Here is a 15,765-nt window from a genome sequence, read left to right as displayed (position 1 = left end):
ACCGCTTGTCGTGATTTTTTCGATTTCGAGGGTCAATAGGCTGCCTCTTGACCCAGGCAGCGGCGCCAGTCGGGCCGCTCAACCAGCCTCCCAACGCCTTGTTTTCCGGGCTTGCGAGCTGCTTTTAAGAATTTCAGGTGGTTTTATGGACAGCATCAACAGCCGCATCGCCGAGGAACTCGGTGTACGCCCACAACAGGTCGAAGCGGCCGTCGCTCTACTGGATGAAGGCTCCACGGTGCCCTTCATCGCCCGTTACCGTAAAGAAGTGACCGGCAGCCTCGACGACATCCAACTGCGTCACCTGGAAGAGCGCCTGCGCTACCTGCGAGAACTCGACGAACGGCGCATCAGCATCCTCGCCAGCATCGAGGAACAAGGCAAGTTGACCCCACAACTCGAGCGCGACATCAAGCTCGCCGACACCAAGACCCGTCTCGAAGACCTGTACCTGCCCTACAAGCAAAAACGCCGCACCAAGGGCCAGATCGCCTTGGAAGCTGGCCTGGGCGAGCTGGCCGACGGGTTGTTCAACGACCCGTCGCTGACCCCGGAAACCGAAGCCGCACGCTTCATCGACGCCGAAAAAGGCGTCGCCGATGTCAAGGCCGCCCTCGAAGGCGCCAAGTACATCCTCATGGAGCGCTTCGCCGAAGACGCCAGCCTGCTGGAAAAACTGCGTACCTACCTTAAGCAGGAAGCCATCCTCAGTGCCCGCGTCATCGCCGGCAAGGAGGAAGAAGGCGCCAAGTTCCGCGATTACTTCGAACACGACGAACCGCTCAAGAGCATGCCGTCCCACCGCGCACTCGCTATTTTCCGTGGCCGCAACGAAGGCATTCTCAGCTCCGCGCTGAAGGTCGGCGACGAGTTGCCGGGCACCATGCACCCTTGCGAAGGCATGATCGGTCAACAATTCGGCATCCAGAATCAGAACCGTCCTGCGGACAAGTGGCTCGGTGAAGTGGTGCGCTGGACCTGGAAGGTCAAGCTCTACACCCACTTGGAAACCGACCTGCTGGGCGAACTGCGCGACGGCGCCGAAACCGAGGCGATCAACGTGTTCGCCCACAACCTGCACGACCTGCTGCTGGCTGCCCCGGCCGGGCCACGTGCCACTCTGGGCCTCGACCCAGGCCTGCGCACTGGTTGCAAAGTGGCCGTGGTCGATTCCACCGGCAAGCTGCTGGACCACGCGACTGTCTACCCGCATGTGCCGCACAACAAATGGGACCAGACCCTCGCGATCCTGGCCGCCTTGTGCGCCAAACACTCGGTCGACCTGATCGCTATCGGCAACGGCACCGCCAGCCGTGAGACCGACAAGCTGGCCGCCGAACTGATCAAGAAATACCCAGCCATGAAGATGACCAAAGTCATGGTCTCCGAGGCTGGTGCTTCGGTGTATTCGGCGTCGGAGTTGGCATCCAAGGAATTCCCGGACCTCGACGTGTCGATCCGTGGCGCGGTGTCGATTGCTCGTCGCCTGCAGGATCCACTGGCCGAACTGGTGAAAATCGACCCTAAATCCATCGGCGTGGGCCAGTACCAGCATGACGTGTCGCAGCTGAAACTGGCGCGCGGCCTGGATGCAGTGGTGGAAGACTGCGTAAACGCCGTGGGCGTAGACGTGAACACCGCTTCCGTCGCGTTGCTGGCACGTATTTCCGGCCTCAACGCCACGCTGGCGCAAAACATCGTGACTCACCGTGACGAAAACGGCGCGTTCAAAACCCGTGCAGCGCTGAAAAAAGTCGCACGCCTGGGTGAAAAAACCTTCGAACAGGCCGCCGGTTTCCTACGCGTGATGAACGGCGATAACCCGTTGGATTCTTCCGCGGTTCACCCGGAAGCCTACCCCCTGGTGCAACGCATCGCCGCCGAAACCGACCGCGACATCCGTTCGCTGATCGGTGACGCTGCATTCCTCAAGCGTCTGGATCCAAAGAAGTACACCGATGAAACCTTCGGTGTACCGACCATCACCGACATCCTGCAAGAGCTGGAAAAGCCGGGCCGCGACCCCCGCCCCGAGTTCAAGACCGCCGAGTTCCAGGACGGTGTCGAAGACCTCAAGGACCTGCAACTGGGCATGATCCTCGAAGGCGTCGTCACCAACGTGACCAACTTCGGCGCCTTTGTGGATATCGGCGTGCATCAGGACGGTTTGGTACATATCTCCGCGCTTTCGGAGAAATTCATCAAGGACCCGCGCGAAGCGGTGAAAGCCGGTGACGTGGTCAAGGTCAAGGTCATGGAAATCGACATCCCGCGCAAACGCGTCGGCCTGTCGATGCGCATGAGCGACACCCCCGGCGAGAAAATCGACGGTGCCCGTGGCGCACGCCCAGGCTCCGCACCGCGCCAGTCGCAAAACAGCGCGCCACGCAAGGAAACCGCCACCGCAGCGCCGAGCAACAACGCCATGGCCTCGCTGTTCGCCAACGCTAAACAGCTGAAGAAGCGTTGATGGAAATTCCGGCCGGCTTGACCCAGAGCGCGTTCAGCGAACTGATCGGCTGCCGTCTGCAACGCCTGGAGGAAGGCGTTGCCGAGGTGGCCCTGACCCTCGAGCCGCACCTGCGCAACCGCGCGGGCAAGCTCCATGGCGGGGCGATTTTCAGCCTGGTGGACATTACGATGGGGCTGGCCTGTTCCAGCTCACATGGTTTCGACCAGCAGAGCGCGACCATCGAGTGCAAAATCAACTATATCCGAGCGGTGGAAGGCGGTGACGTGCTGTGCACCAGCCGGGTGATTCATGCCGGGCGCCGCACGCTGGTGGTCGAGGCGGATGTGTACCAAGACGAAAGACTTGTCGCAAAAGCGCAGGGCACCTTCGCTGTCCTATAGCTCCCTACCCCCGATTTGAGTTAATTTCGGCGCTGCAATCACAGCGTCGGAATTTTCTTGCCGCGCTGTAGCCAAATTCATGGAGTGAAGTAGGCTTTTTCACAGCGGGTCAAATCGACTCTAAACCAGGCGATCACGCCAGTTTTAACTTCACCCTTGTAGACCGTCCTGCCCACCCCCATATTGGGGCGACTGACGCGTGAAGGAATCCAACTTGAGCGAACTTCTCAACCGCCGCCTGGCTTTGCTCGGCAAGCGCGAACACCTCTCCCTGCTAGAGCAGTGCTTGCACGGCATCGAGCGCGAATGCCTGCGCGTTACGGGTGAGGGCCGCCTGGCACAAACGCCGCACCCCGAAGCCCTGGGCGCCGCGTTGACCAACGAATTGATCACCACTGACTACTCGGAATCGCTGCTGGAGTTCATCACTCCCGCCCTGCCCAACCCGGCCGATACCCTGAGCAGCCTGGACAAGATCCACCGCTTTGCCTACACCAAGCTCGGCAGCGAATACCTGTGGAGCCCCTCGATGCCGTGCCCGTTGCCGGCCGAGGAAGACATTCCGATTGCCTACTACGGCACGTCCAATATCGGACAGCTCAAGTACGTGTACCGCAAGGGCCTGGCCCTGCGTTACGGCAAGACCATGCAATGCATCGCGGGCATCCACTACAACTTTTCCCTGCCGGAACAGCTGTGGCCGTTGCTCAAGGAAACTGAAGGATTTGTCGGTACTGACCGCGACTATCAGTCCAACGCCTATATCGCGCTGATCCGCAATTTCCGTCGCTACAGCTGGCTGCTGATGTACCTGTTCGGGGCCTCGCCAGCGCTGGACGCGGGCTTCCTGCGCGGTCGCTCGCACCAGTTGGAAGTGCTCGACGCTGACACCCTGTACCTGCCCTACGCCACCAGCCTGCGCATGAGCGACCTGGGTTACCAGAGCAACGCCCAGGCCGGCCTCACGCCGTGCTACAACGACCTGGCCAGCTACACCGACAGCCTGCGTGAAGCGGTGGCAACGCCCTACGCGCCGTACGTAGAAGTCGGCACGCACAAGGACGGTGAATGGGTACAGCTCAACACCAACATCCTGCAAATCGAAAACGAGTACTACTCCAACATCCGCCCCAAGCGTGTGACCTACACCGGCGAGCGGCCGATCCAGGCGCTGATGGCGCGTGGCATCCAGTACATCGAAGTGCGCTGCCTGGACATCAACCCATTCCTGCCGATGGGCATCGATCTGCCGGAATCGCGTTTCCTCGACGCTTTCCTGCTGTATTGCGCGCTGAACGACAGCCCGCTGTTCGCCAACAACGAATGTGGCAACGCAACCTCCAACTTCCTCAGCGTGGTCAAGGAAGGTCGCCGTCCGGGCCTGCAATTGCAACGTCAGGGGCAACCGGTGGACATGAAGGAATGGGCTGCCGAGCTGCTGGAGCAGATTGCACCGTTGGCCGCGTTGTTGGATGAGAGCCACGGCATCACCGAGCACAGCCAGGCGCTGGACGCTCAGTTGGCCAAGGTCAAGGACCCGTCCCTGACGCCGTCGGCCCAGGTGCTGGCGGCGATGGCCGAGCGTAAAGAGAGTTTTGCGCAGTTCTCCCTGCACCAGAGCCAGGTGCACGCTGAGCACTTTCGCAAGGAGCCGTTGCCGGCGGACGAGCAGGCGCGCTTTGAACAGCTGGCACGTACATCGCTGGCGCAACAGGCAGAGCTGGAGCAGAACGAAGTGGGCGACTTTGATGTGTTTGTCGGGTCGTACCAGGCGAGCATTCTGGCCATCAGCAACTAAATCCTTACGCGGTCCCCTGTGGGAGCTGGCTTTCCTGCGATAGCATCAACTCGGTCTATCTGGAATACCGAGTTGTCTGCATCGCAGGCAAGCCAGCTCCCACATTTGCGCCTCAGCCTGAAGACCGAGTCGCACTTTTCTGCTCATAAGCTAATTCGAAAACGTTATTTATTTTCGGATTCTTAGATCATTTAGTCTCCTCACACGCCGACCCTCGGCCGCCTGATTGAGGAGCTTCCCCTTGAAACTGTTAACCCCTCTGCGCTTCCTGGCCGCATTGTCCCTGGCCGGTGCCAGCCTGTTTGCCCAGGCGGCGGATGTGACCATCGCTTACCAGACCACCGTGGACCCGGCCAAAGTCGCCCAGGCCGACGGCGCGTACGAAAAAGCCACCAACGCCAAGATCGACTGGCGCAAATTCGACAATGGCGCCGACATCATCGCGGCCATCGCTTCCGGCGACGTACAGATTGGCTACCTCGGCTCAAGCCCGCTGACCGCTGCGATCACCCGCAAAGTACCGGTGGAAACCTTCCTTGTCGCGACCCAGATCGGCGGCGCCGAAGCCCTGGTGGCGCGCAACGGTTCCGGGATCAACAGCCCGCAGGACCTGATCGGTAAAAAGATCGCCGTGCCCTTCGTGTCCACGGGGCACTACAGCCTGCTCGCCGCGTTGAAACACTGGAACATCGACCCGTCCAAAGTGACCATCCTCAACCTCGCCCCACCGGCGATCATCGCCGCCTGGAAGCGCGGTGACATCGACGCTACTTACGTGTGGGACCCCGCCCTGGGCGTGGCCAAGGAAAACGGCAAGGTGCTGATCACCTCCGGCGAGCTGGCCAAGTTCGGCGCGCCGACCTTCGACGCATGGATCGTGCGTAAGGACTTCGCCGAGAAGCACCCGGAAATCGTCACGGCGTTCGCCAAAGTCACCCTGGATGCCTACGCCGCCTACCGCAAAGACCCACAAGCCTGGCTCGCCGACAAAACCAACGTCGACAAACTGGTGAAGCTCTCCGGCGCCAAGGCCAGCGACATCCCATTGCTGCTGCAAGGCAACGTCTACCCGCTGGCCGCTGATCAGGTGACCCTGTTGGGTGCACCGACCACCAAGGCTGTGACCGACACCGCTGCGTTCCTCAAGGAACAAGGCAAGGTCGAAGCGGTGCTGCCGGACTACGCACCTTTCGTCAGCGCCAAATTCATTACCCACTGATCAGGAGTTCATTGCGATGGCCTTGCTTCAGCTGGAGCGCATCAGCGCACAGTACCCAGGCGCCACAGAACCGGTACTGTCCGACATTTCACTCGACCTTGGGCCCCAGCAATTGCTGGTGGCGCTCGGCCCGTCCGGCAGTGGCAAGACTTCGCTGTTGAACCTGATCGCCGGCTTTGTCGAACCGTCTGCCGGGCGCATCACCCTGGACGGCGTGCCGGTCAAAGGCCCCAGCGCCGAGCGTGGCGTGGTGTTCCAGGACGACGCCCTGCTGCCCTGGCAGGACGTGCTGGCTAATGTGGGCTTCGGCCTTGAACTGGCCGGTGTACCTAAGGCGCAACGTGAAGTGCGCGCCCGGGAAATGCTCGCGTTGGTGGACTTGGCGGGTTTCGACAGCCGTCGCATCTGGCAGCTTTCCGGCGGCCAGAAGCAACGCGTTGGCCTGGCTCGCGCCCTGGCTGCCGACCCTCGCGTGTTGCTGATGGACGAACCCTTCGGCGCCCTCGATGCGTTTACCCGCGAACAGATGCAGGAGCTTTTGCTGCAAGTCTGGCGGCGTACAGCCAAGCCGGTGTTCCTGATTACCCACGACATCGAAGAAGCCGTGTTTCTTGCCACCGACCTGATTCTGCTGGCGCCCAACCCGGGCCAGATCGTCGAGCGTCTGCATTTGGATTTCGGCCAACGCTATGCAGCGGGTGAATCGGCACGGGCAATCAAGTCTGACCCGCGCTTTATCGAAACCCGCGAGCACGTGCTGGGCAAAGTGTTCTCCCAACGGCAGGTGTCCGCATGAGCAGCTACGAACTCCCCGCCACCGCCGCACAACCGGTGGCGCACGCGGTTATTCCGGCACGTCGCAGCTTGAGCACGCGCTGGATCAGCCTGCTGACCCTGGTCGCGTTGCTGGCCATCTGGTGGGCCGTGACCGCCACCGGCTTGATCGAACCACTGTTCCTGCCACCACCCTCCGCCGTGCTGCAAAAAGGCTGGCTGTTGGCAACCACGGGCTACATGGACTCCACGTTGTGGCAGCACCTGGGTGCGAGCCTCAGCCGCATCGGCCTGGGCCTGGGCTTTGCCATACTGACCGCCGTGCCGGTAGGGATTGCCATCGGCTCCAACCGAATTGCGCGGGGCATTCTGGACCCGCTGATCGAGTTCTACCGGCCGATCCCGCCCCTGGCTTATCTGCCGCTGATCGTGATCTGGTGCGGCATTGGCGAGCTGTCCAAAGTGCTGCTGATTTATCTGGCGATCTTTGCACCGATTGCCATCGCCACCGCCACCGGCGTGCGCACTGTTGACCCCGCCAAATTGCGGGCGGCGCAGTCGCTGGGCGCTACCCGTGCCCAGCTGATTCGGCACGTAATCCTGCCGAGTGCCCTGCCCGACATCCTTACCGGCGTGCGCATCGGCCTGGGTGTGGGCTGGTCCACTTTGGTCGCCGCCGAGCTGATCGCGGCCACCAGCGGCCTGGGCTTCATGGTGCAGTCGGCGGCGCAGTTCCTGGTCACTGACGTGGTGGTGCTGGGCATCCTGGTGATCGCCCTGATCGCCTTCGCCATGGAAATGGGCCTGCGTGCCCTGCAGCGAAAACTGGTGCCGTGGCATGGCCAGGCACATTGAGTGAGAACAGCATGAGCAGCCTGACCGTTACCCCACTAAGCACCGCCTTGGGCGCCCAGATCAATGGCGTCGATATCACCCAGCCGCTGACCCTCGAACAGCGTGACGCCATCGAACAGGCGTTGCTCACGCATTCGGTGCTGTTCTTTCGCGACCAGCCGATCACCCCACAGCAGCAAGCACGGTTCGCGGCGAATTTCGGTGATCTGCATATTCACCCGATCTACCCCAACGTGCCGGAACAGCCCGAAGTATTGATCCTGGACACCGCCGTCACCGACGTGCGCGACAATGCCGTTTGGCACACCGACGTGACCTTCCTGCCCACTCCGGCGTTGGGTGCGGTGCTGAGTGCCAAGCTGCTGCCGGCATTTGGCGGCGATACGCTGTGGGCCAGTGGGATTGCGGCGTATGAAGCACTGTCCGAGCCATTGAAACGATTGCTCGATGGACTCACCGCCACCCACGACTTCACTAAATCCTTCCCGCTGGAGCGCTTTGGCAACACCGCCGAAGACCTGGCTCGGTGGGAAGAAGCACGCAAGAAGAACCCACCGCTGTCACACCCGGTGGTGCGCACGCATCCGGTGAGTGGGCGTAAATCGTTGTTTGTGAGTGAGGGCTTCACCACCAGGATCAACGAGCTGGAACCGGCGGAAAGCGAGGCGATTCTGAAGCTGTTGTTCGCCCATGCCACCCGCCCGGAGTTCACCAGCCGTTGGCGCTGGCAGGAGCACGACGTGGCGTTCTGGGATAACCGTGTGACCCAGCACTACGCAGTGGATGACTACCGGCCGCAGCGGCGGGTGATGCATCGAGCCACAATCTTGGGCGACGTACCGTTCTAGAGCCTGGCTAAGCTCAAATGTGGGAGCTTGGTGGACCTGCCAACAGATTCATCGACTGACACTCCGCCTTCGCGAGCAAGCCCGCTCCCACAAATTTACCCAGGTGTGTCCGGTTATTCAGCGGTGGATGGCTTTTCCCACAAGTTGATCCCGCCTTCCTGCGCAAACCGATCAATCTCCGCCAATTCCTCTGCACTGAAGCTCAAATTCTTCAACGCCCCGACGTTCTCGATAATCTGCTCCGGCCGGCTCGCACCGATCAACGCGCTGGTCACCCGTGGATCACGCAACGTCCAAGCCAACGCCAATTGCGCAAGGCTCTGACCACGACGCTGGGCGATTTCATTAAGCGCCCGCACATGAGCGATGTTTTCTTCGGACAGGTGCTTGGCCTGCAACGAACCACCGCCCGGGCGATTGACCCGCGCATCCGCCGGTACACCGTTGAGGTACTTGTCAGTCAGCAAACCCTGGGCCAGTGGTGTGAAGGCAATCACCCCGGCACCGAGCGCCTCGGTGGTGTCCAGCAGGTCTTTTTCGACCCAACGGTTGAGCAAGTTGTAGGCCGGCTGGTGGATGAGCAGCGGCACTTTCCACTCTTTGAGCAAGGCCGCCATTTCGCGGGTTTTTACCCCGGAGTAGGAGGAAATACCGATGTACAACGCCTTGCCTTGTTGCACGGCGGTGGCGAGGGCGCTGGCGGTTTCTTCCAATGGGGTGTCGGCGTCAAAACGGTGGGAGTAGAAGATATCCACGTAGTCGACGCCCAGGCGTTGCAGGCTCTGGTCGAGGCTGGCCAGCACGTATTTGCGCGAACCGCCGCCCTGGCCGTAGGGGCCAGGCCACATGTCCCAGCCGGCTTTGCTGGAAATGATCAGTTCATCACGGTAGTGCTTGAAGTCTTCGCGCAGCAAACGGCCGAAGTTGATCTCGGCGCTGCCGTAGGGCGGGCCGTAGTTGTTGGCCAGGTCGAAGTGGTTGATCCCCAGGTCGAACGCGGTGCGCAGCAGGGCGCGCTGGGTGTCGATCGGAGTGCTGTCGCCAAAGTTGTGCCACAGCCCCAGGGACAGTGCAGGCAGCACCAATCCACTGCGGCCTACGCGGCGGTACGGAATAGATTCATAGCGGTTTTCGGCAGCAATGTAAGTCATCGAATCCTCTCTTGGACGTAGGCAAATAAGGCCTGGGAATAACGATATTCCCAGGCCTTTTAACCAGCTGAATCGCTTAACTCTGCCCTTTCTTTTTACAGCAAAGTCTTGTCAGAGTGGTACGGTCCAATGACGTAAATGCGCGGTCCTTCGCCTCAGCGCACCAAATGCAGGAACTGCAGGTGCCGCTCGTACTGGTCGAGAATGTCGTTGATGATCTGCTCCTTGGTGTAGCCGACCAGATCGTAGTCCTGGCTGCCCTCGCTCAAGTGCACTTCCGCCCGGTAGTAGCGACGGTTGTTGAGCTGCTTGGAACCCATTCCACCGCGTGCAAATGACGGCGTGAAATAGCCACGCATCTGCACCTGATAAACGAACGGATGTTCCTCGCCGTGGCCGATTTCCAGGCTGACGCTGTCGTTGGACGGATCGGGCTGGGTGACAACCCTGAGGCCTTTTTCGACGAACACCGCCGTCACCTCTTCAATCGCCGGGCGCACCGTGGTCTCAAGGAACCGGTACACCTCATCCCGTGACGGGAAATGCACGGCCTGACTCAAGCGCTGGCGCCAGCCGCCTGTGCCCTTGCGTGAACCCGACACCGGCGCCAGCGAATGCAGTTGAGCGATCTGCTTCTGCGATTCGAGGTAGAACGCCTTGTGCAGCCCCCACATCATCAGCAGCAGGATCATCGAGAACGGCAACGAGGTCAGCACCACCGCAGATTTAAGCGAGTCGATGCTGCCGGCAAACAGCAAGGCACTGGTGACCAGCCCGGTCATCGCGCCCCAGAACACCCGCAGCCATTTCGGCCCATCTTCGTCGGCGTTGCCGCCCTTGGACGACAGGGTTGAGAGCACCACGGTGCCGGAGTCGGCCGACGTGACGAAGAACACGAAGCTGATAAACACCGTGACCGCGATGACGGTTTTGCTCCACGGGTAGGTTTCCAGCAGCAGGTAGAGGCTCATCGACGGGTCATTGATGGCCGACTGACCGAGTGCGGTCAGCCCGTGGTTGAGCACCTGGTCGATGGCGCTGTTGCCGAAGATCGACATCCACGCCAGGGTGAAGCCCAGCGGGATCAGCAGCACGCCGAACACGAATTCGCGGATGGTCCGGCCACGGGAAATGCGTGCGATGAACAGGCCCACGAACGGCGACCATGCAATCCACCAGGCCCAGTAGAACACCGTCCAACCGCCCAGCCAGTCGCTGGGTTTGTCGTAGGCATACACGTCGAAACTCTTGGTCGGCAAGGCGCCCAAGTAGTCACCGATGTTCTGGATCAGGGTGTTGAGCAAATGCTGGGTGGGCCCGGCGAACAGTACGAACAGCAGCAGCGCACAGGCCAGCAGCATGTTGATGTCGGACATCACCCGCACGCCCTTGTCGACGCCGGAGACGGCGACCAGGATCGCGGCGCCCATCATCAGCGTGATCAGGCCGACCTGAATCCATTGGGTATGAGCAATGCCGAACAGGTAATCGAGACCGGAGTTGAGGTGCAACACCCCAAAGCCCATGTCAGCGCCGAGGCCGAACACCGTGGCGATAATGCCGAAGCCATCCACCGCGTAACCGATGGGGCCATTGATGCGCTTGCCGATCAGCGGGTACAGCGCCGAACGCAACGCCAGCGGCAGGTTATGCCGGTAGGCGAAATACGCCAAGGCCATACCAACAAAGGCGAACACGCCCCAGCCGTGCAGGCCCCAGTGCAGAAACAGCACCTGCATGGCCTGGCGCGCGGCATCGGCATTCATCGGCGCACCCTGAGGCGGTTGCACCAAGTGCGTCAGCGGCTCGGACACGCAGAAGAAAAACAGCGTGATGCTGATCCCGGCGGCGAACAGCATGCCGGCCCAGGACAGGTAACTGAATTCGGGCTCGTCGTGGTCGGCACCGAGTTTTATCTTGCCGTAGCCCGATAGCGCGGTGACCACCACGAAGACCAGATACAGGGTCATCGCCAGCATGTAGTACCAGCCGACCGTATTGGCCGCCCAGTTTTGCGCCGCCAGCAGCCAGGCGCCGGCCTGTTGCGGAATAGCGATGACCGTGATGCCGAACAGCAGGATGAAGCTGGCGGCAAAGTAGAAGACCGGCGCATTCATGCGCACCAGGCCGCTTGCGGGGGTGGACGATGCACTCATGAACGATGCACCCCGACGATGAGGGATGTGGCTGTAAATAACGGACTCAGCAAAGGTAAGCCTCCTGTTGTGAGCGGGCAGCGAACCACCGGGTTTAACTTGAACGAGCATTCAAGTTAAACATGGATAGGCGGTCTGGGACTAATCGCAGGGCCGAGTGGTAGACAATTCCCACACTAGCTCAGGGAAAGGTATGACGGGCGGAGATGACAAAACGTTCAGCACATAACACGAGGAAAGATCAGAAAACGCCAAGCAATATGTGCCGCTCTACGACCAGGTCTATAACGACCTGGCCGCGCGGCGCAACGAATGGTTGCGCGAGCAAACCCGCCTGTCACTGAGTCGGCTTGACGGCTGACGAGTTTACTTTTGCGTGCCGTCATCGTGCTGCAGGTTCGCCTGCGTCAGGTTCGCCCCCGCCGGCACACTGCGAGTCAACCACACGTTGCCGCCGATGGTTGAGCCTTTGCCAATGGTGATGCGTCCCAGGATGGTCGCCCCGGCGTAAATCACCACGTCATCCTCGACAATCGGATGGCGTGGGTGGCCCTTCTGCAACTGCCCATCTTCATCGGCCGGGAAGCGCTTGGCGCCCAGGGTCACGGCCTGGTAGATGCGCACGCGCTCGCCGATGATCGCGGTTTCGCCGATCACCACACCGGTGCCGTGGTCAATAAAGAAACTCGGGCCGATCTGCGCGCCGGGGTGGATATCAATACCGGTGGCCGAGTGGGCAATTTCCGCGCTGATCCGCGCCAACAGCGGTAGGCCGGCGCGGTACAGGTGGTGGGCCAGGCGATGGTGAATCACCGCCAGGATCCCCGGATAGCACAGCAGCACTTCATCAACACTGCGCGCGGCCGGGTCGCCGTGATAGGCGGCGAGAACGTCGGTGTCCAACAGGCTGCGCAGGGACGGCAGGGCCAGGGCGAAATCTTGGATCAGGCGGATGGCGTGAGCATCGACAGTGCTGTCGTCCTGGGCGCCCTGGCGCGCAGCGTAGCGCAACTCCAGGCGCGCTTGACCAAGCAGAGCATTGAGTGCCACATCGAGGGTATGGCCGACGTAAAAATCTTCACTCTCTTCACGCAGGTCCACCGGCCCCAGGCGCATGGGGAAAAGCGCGCCACACAGTGCTTCGAGAATCTGCGCCACCGCCTCGCGTGACGGCAACTCACGGCCGCCATGCTCGCCACTCAAGCGCCCATTGCGCGTTCGCCATTGGTCCCGGGCGCCGCGCAGTTGGCTGACGATGGTCTGTAGTTGCCAATGGCTGGAACGCTCACTCACGGTATTCACTCCTGACGAAATGGCCATCACTTTACGGTATGCGCCCGGGCCACTCTTAAGAACCAATGGTGTGATACTAAGAACTGTCCGGAATAAGCGATTGTCGGTTGCCCGATGAAAAGTGCCTGCCTATAGTCGCCCCATACTCATCAACCGTGCGTAGCCATGATCAAACAACAGCTCGACCGTTTTAACCGCCTGGAATTGCTGGGCGGCGCCACTGCCCTGGAAAAACTCGAGCGGCTGTCGGCCTGGCTGGGCAGGGATGTGTACGTCAAGCGCGACGACACCACGCCGCTGGCCATGGGCGGCAATAAGCTGCGCAAACTTGAATACCTGGCCGCCGATGCCATCGCCCAAGGCGCCGACACCCTGGTGACCGCCGGCGCTATCCAGTCCAATCACGTACGCCAGACCGCTGCGCTGGCCGCCAAGCTGGGCCTGGGCTGCGTTGCCTTGCTGGAAAACCCTACCGGTACCGACGACCCCAACTACCTGGGCAATGGCAACCGCCTGCTGCTTGACCTGTTCGACGCCAAAGTAGAGTTGGTGGAAAACCTCGACAACGTCGACGACCAGCTCAATGCCCTCGCCGACCGCCTGCGCAGCAGCGGCAAGAAGCCGTACCTGGTGCCTATCGGCGGCTCCAATGCCCTGGGCGCCCTGGGTTATGTACGCGCCGGGCTTGAGCTGGCCGCGCAGATCGAAGACAGCGGCATCGAATTTGCCGCCGTGGTGTTGGCCTCCGGCAGTGCGGGGACCCACAGCGGCCTCGCCCTGGCCTTGAGTGAAGTGCTGCCAGACCTGCCCGTAATTGGCGTCACCGTGTCGCGTACCGACGAAGCCCAGCGCCCGAAAGTGCAGGACTTGGCCGAACGTACCGCGCAGTTGCTGGGTGTGGATATCCCGCAAGCGTTCAAGGTGATCCTGTGGGACGAATACTTCGGGCCGCGCTATGGCGAACCGAACGCCGGCACCCTTTCTGCGGTCAAGCTATTGGCGAGTCAGGAAGGCCTGCTGCTGGACCCGGTCTACACTGGCAAGGCCATGGCCGGCTTGCTGGACGGTATCGGCCGTAACCGGTTTGAAGACGGGCCGATTATTTTCCTGCATACCGGCGGGGCGCCGGCGTTGTTTGCCTATGACTCAGTGTTCAGCTGAATAAACGCTGCCACATTAGATCCTTGATATATTCTAAAAAAGAATATCAATTTATATTTATATTATTTTCAAGTCTTAAAAACCAGCTTTATAGTCGCGCCGTAGGCGAAGACGCGCTACGCGCTTTAAGGCAGGATACGACTACCGCGTCACCTGCTTCGCTCAACATAAAAACACAGGGGCTCTTCATGACTATTTCTGTATTCCGTCGCACGTTGCTGGTCGGCACTTTGGGCCTGGCACTCGGGGCTGGCCTGATGGGCCAGGCAATTGCCGGCGAGCAGCTGAACAACATCAAGAAAGCCGGCGTCATCAACGTCGGTCTGGAAGGCACTTACCCACCCTTCAGCTTTGTCGGGGAAGACGGCAAGCTCGCGGGTTTTGAAGTGGAGTTTTCCGAAGCGCTGGCCAAGGAGCTGGGCGTGAAGGTCAAACTGCAGGCCACCAAGTGGGACGGCATCCTGGCCGCACTGGAATCCAAGCGACTGGACGCGGTGATCAACCAAGTCACCATTTCCGAAGAGCGCAAAAAGAAGTACGACTTTTCTGAGCCCTATACCGTTTCCGGGATTCAGGCGTTGGTACTGAAGAAGAACGAAGACAAACTCAATATCAAATCTGCTGCCGACCTGGCCGGTAAAAAGGTCGGGGTGGGCCTGGGCACCAATTACGAGGAGTGGGTGAAAGCCAACGTCAAGAACGCTGATATCCGCACCTACGAAGATGACCCAACCAAGTTCCAGGACCTGCGCATCGGCCGTATCGACGCCATCCTGATCGACCGCCTGGCGGCACTGGAATACGCCAAAAAAGCCCCGGACACCGCCGCTGCCGGTGACGCGTTTTCTCGTCAAGAAGCAGGCGTAGCCCTGCGTAAAGGCGAGCCTGAGTTGCTGGCTGCGGTCAACAAGGCCATCGAAAAACTGCGCGCAGACGGCACGTTGAAAAAACTCTCCGAGAAGTACTTCAACGCTGACGTCACCCAATAATGGAAGAAAAGTTTCAATTGATCCTGAATTCCACGCCCTTCTTGATGCAGGGCGTGTACTTCACCGTGATCTTGAGCCTGGGCGGTTTGTTTTTCGGCTTTGTGCTGGGCTTCGGCCTGGCCTTGATGCGTTTGTCGCGCTTCAAGACGCTGAGTTGGATCGCCCGCGTCTACGTGTCGTTCTTTCGCGGTACGCCGTTGCTGGTGCAGCTGTTCATGATGTATTACGGCTTGCCGCAAGTGGGTATCGAACTCGACCCGATTCCCGCCGCGTTGATCGGCCTCTCATTGAACATGGCAGCGTATATCTGTGAAACCTTGCGCGCCGCCATCAGCTCTATCGAGCGTGGCCAGTGGGAAGCCGCTGCCAGTATCGGCATGACCCGTGTGCAGACCCTGCGTCGGGCGATCCTGCCGCAGGCGATGCGTACTGCATTGCCACCGCTGGGTAACAGCTTTACATCGCTGGTGAAGGACACCTCGCTGGCAGCGACCATCCAAGTGCCCGAGCTGCTGCGCCAGGCGCAGTTGGTGTCCGCGCGCACGTTCGAGATTTTCGCGATGTACCTGTCGGCCGCCCTGATCTACTGGGTGCTGGTCAGCATCCTGGCGTATTTCCAAAATCGTCTGGAAGCCCGGGTCAACCGGCATGACCTGGAGTCCTGAAGC

General features: G+C 60.6%; 13 protein-coding genes. 10 read left to right on the top strand and 3 right to left on the bottom strand.

Annotated elements, in window-relative coordinates:
- Positions 1–145: 145 nt before the first annotated feature.
- The 7 genes from BFP95_RS23215 (at position 146) to tauD (ending at position 8,347) form a co-directional block, all read left to right on the top strand.
- Positions 146–2,470, top strand: a complete 2,325-nt coding sequence (locus BFP95_RS23215) for a Tex family protein (RefSeq protein WP_065875847.1) — start codon at positions 146–148, stop codon at positions 2,468–2,470.
- A complete protein-coding gene (locus BFP95_RS23210; RefSeq protein ID WP_049710588.1) occupies positions 2,470–2,853 on the top strand; it encodes a PaaI family thioesterase in 384 nt (127 codons plus the stop codon). The genes BFP95_RS23215 and BFP95_RS23210 overlap by 1 nt, the downstream gene beginning before the upstream one ends.
- 214 nt (positions 2,854–3,067) lie before the next feature.
- Complete coding sequence (gshA, locus tag BFP95_RS23205) at positions 3,068–4,651, top strand: glutamate--cysteine ligase (RefSeq protein WP_065879762.1); 1,584 nt, start codon at positions 3,068–3,070, stop codon at positions 4,649–4,651.
- A 241-nt stretch (positions 4,652–4,892) separates the two neighbouring features.
- Entirely contained in the window at positions 4,893–5,870 is a 978-nt protein-coding gene (gene tauA, locus BFP95_RS23200) for a taurine ABC transporter substrate-binding protein (protein ID WP_065879758.1), read from the top strand.
- A 16-nt stretch (positions 5,871–5,886) separates the two neighbouring features.
- Positions 5,887–6,666 (top strand): taurine ABC transporter ATP-binding subunit, encoded by a 780-nt coding sequence (gene tauB, locus BFP95_RS23195; RefSeq protein WP_064450187.1) that lies wholly within the window; start codon positions 5,887–5,889, stop codon positions 6,664–6,666.
- Positions 6,663–7,499 carry a taurine ABC transporter permease TauC gene (gene tauC / locus BFP95_RS23190; protein WP_065875857.1) on the top strand — a complete coding sequence of 279 codons (837 nt, stop codon included), beginning with the start codon at positions 6,663–6,665 and terminating at the stop codon, positions 7,497–7,499. The genes tauB and tauC overlap by 4 nt, the downstream gene beginning before the upstream one ends.
- Before the next feature lie 11 nt (positions 7,500–7,510).
- Positions 7,511–8,347, top strand: a complete 837-nt coding sequence (gene tauD, locus BFP95_RS23185) for a taurine dioxygenase (protein ID WP_065910770.1) — start codon at positions 7,511–7,513, stop codon at positions 8,345–8,347.
- Positions 8,348–8,460: 113 nt separating this feature from the next.
- On the opposite strand, the gene mgrA is transcribed toward tauD, so the two are convergent.
- From mgrA to epsC, 3 genes are all read right to left on the bottom strand, one after another.
- Positions 8,461–9,498 (bottom strand): L-glyceraldehyde 3-phosphate reductase, encoded by a 1,038-nt coding sequence (mgrA, locus tag BFP95_RS23180; RefSeq protein ID WP_065875862.1) that lies wholly within the window; start codon positions 9,496–9,498, stop codon positions 8,461–8,463.
- Between the two features lie 155 nt (positions 9,499–9,653).
- Positions 9,654–11,615 carry a choline transporter BetT gene (gene betT / locus BFP95_RS23175; RefSeq protein WP_175403005.1) on the bottom strand — a complete coding sequence of 654 codons (1,962 nt, stop codon included), beginning with the start codon at positions 11,613–11,615 and terminating at the stop codon, positions 9,654–9,656.
- Between the two features lie 405 nt (positions 11,616–12,020).
- Positions 12,021–12,947 (bottom strand): serine O-acetyltransferase EpsC, encoded by a 927-nt coding sequence (gene epsC, locus BFP95_RS23170; RefSeq protein ID WP_065875866.1) that lies wholly within the window; start codon positions 12,945–12,947, stop codon positions 12,021–12,023.
- Between the two features lie 165 nt (positions 12,948–13,112).
- Between epsC and BFP95_RS23165 the strand changes: the two genes are divergently transcribed.
- The 3 genes from BFP95_RS23165 (at position 13,113) to tcyL (ending at position 15,762) form a co-directional block, all read left to right on the top strand.
- Entirely contained in the window at positions 13,113–14,108 is a 996-nt protein-coding gene (locus tag BFP95_RS23165; protein ID WP_065879753.1) for a D-cysteine desulfhydrase, read from the top strand.
- A gap of 188 nt (positions 14,109–14,296) precedes the next feature.
- Positions 14,297–15,097 carry a cystine ABC transporter substrate-binding protein gene (gene tcyJ, locus BFP95_RS23160; RefSeq protein ID WP_065875870.1) on the top strand — a complete coding sequence of 267 codons (801 nt, stop codon included), beginning with the start codon at positions 14,297–14,299 and terminating at the stop codon, positions 15,095–15,097.
- Positions 15,097–15,762, top strand: coding sequence for a cystine ABC transporter permease (tcyL, locus tag BFP95_RS23155; protein ID WP_049710605.1), 666 nt, complete (start codon positions 15,097–15,099; stop codon positions 15,760–15,762). The genes tcyJ and tcyL overlap by 1 nt, the downstream gene beginning before the upstream one ends.
- Positions 15,763–15,765: the final 3 nt, after the last annotated feature.

It is taken from the genome of Pseudomonas sp. 58 R 12 (genome assembly GCF_900005865.1).
Lineage (GTDB): Bacteria > Pseudomonadota > Gammaproteobacteria > Pseudomonadales > Pseudomonadaceae > Aquipseudomonas > Aquipseudomonas tritici.
The sequence above is the reverse complement of the archived record's forward strand: the minus strand, read 5'-3'. Positions and strand labels throughout refer to the sequence as shown.

Bases quoted from the DNA above. Each gene is read 5' to 3' on its own strand.
- BFP95_RS23165 (WP_065879753.1), top strand. From the start codon at position 13,113: ATGATCAAACAACAGCTCGACCGTTTTAACCGCCTGGAATTGCTGGGC.
- BFP95_RS23215 (WP_065875847.1), top strand. From the start codon at position 146: ATGGACAGCATCAACAGCCGCATCGCCGAGGAACTCGGTGTACGCCCA.
- tcyL (WP_049710605.1), top strand. From the start codon at position 15,097: ATGGAAGAAAAGTTTCAATTGATCCTGAATTCCACGCCCTTCTTGATG.
- betT (WP_175403005.1), bottom strand. From the start codon at position 11,615: ATGAATGCGCCGGTCTTCTACTTTGCCGCCAGCTTCATCCTGCTGTTC.
- tauB (WP_064450187.1), top strand. From the start codon at position 5,887: ATGGCCTTGCTTCAGCTGGAGCGCATCAGCGCACAGTACCCAGGCGCC.
- tauC (WP_065875857.1), top strand. From the start codon at position 6,663: ATGAGCAGCTACGAACTCCCCGCCACCGCCGCACAACCGGTGGCGCAC.
- tcyJ (WP_065875870.1), top strand. From the start codon at position 14,297: ATGACTATTTCTGTATTCCGTCGCACGTTGCTGGTCGGCACTTTGGGC.
- mgrA (WP_065875862.1), bottom strand. From the start codon at position 9,498: ATGACTTACATTGCTGCCGAAAACCGCTATGAATCTATTCCGTACCGC.
- tauD (WP_065910770.1), top strand. From the start codon at position 7,511: ATGAGCAGCCTGACCGTTACCCCACTAAGCACCGCCTTGGGCGCCCAG.
- BFP95_RS23210 (WP_049710588.1), top strand. From the start codon at position 2,470: ATGGAAATTCCGGCCGGCTTGACCCAGAGCGCGTTCAGCGAACTGATC.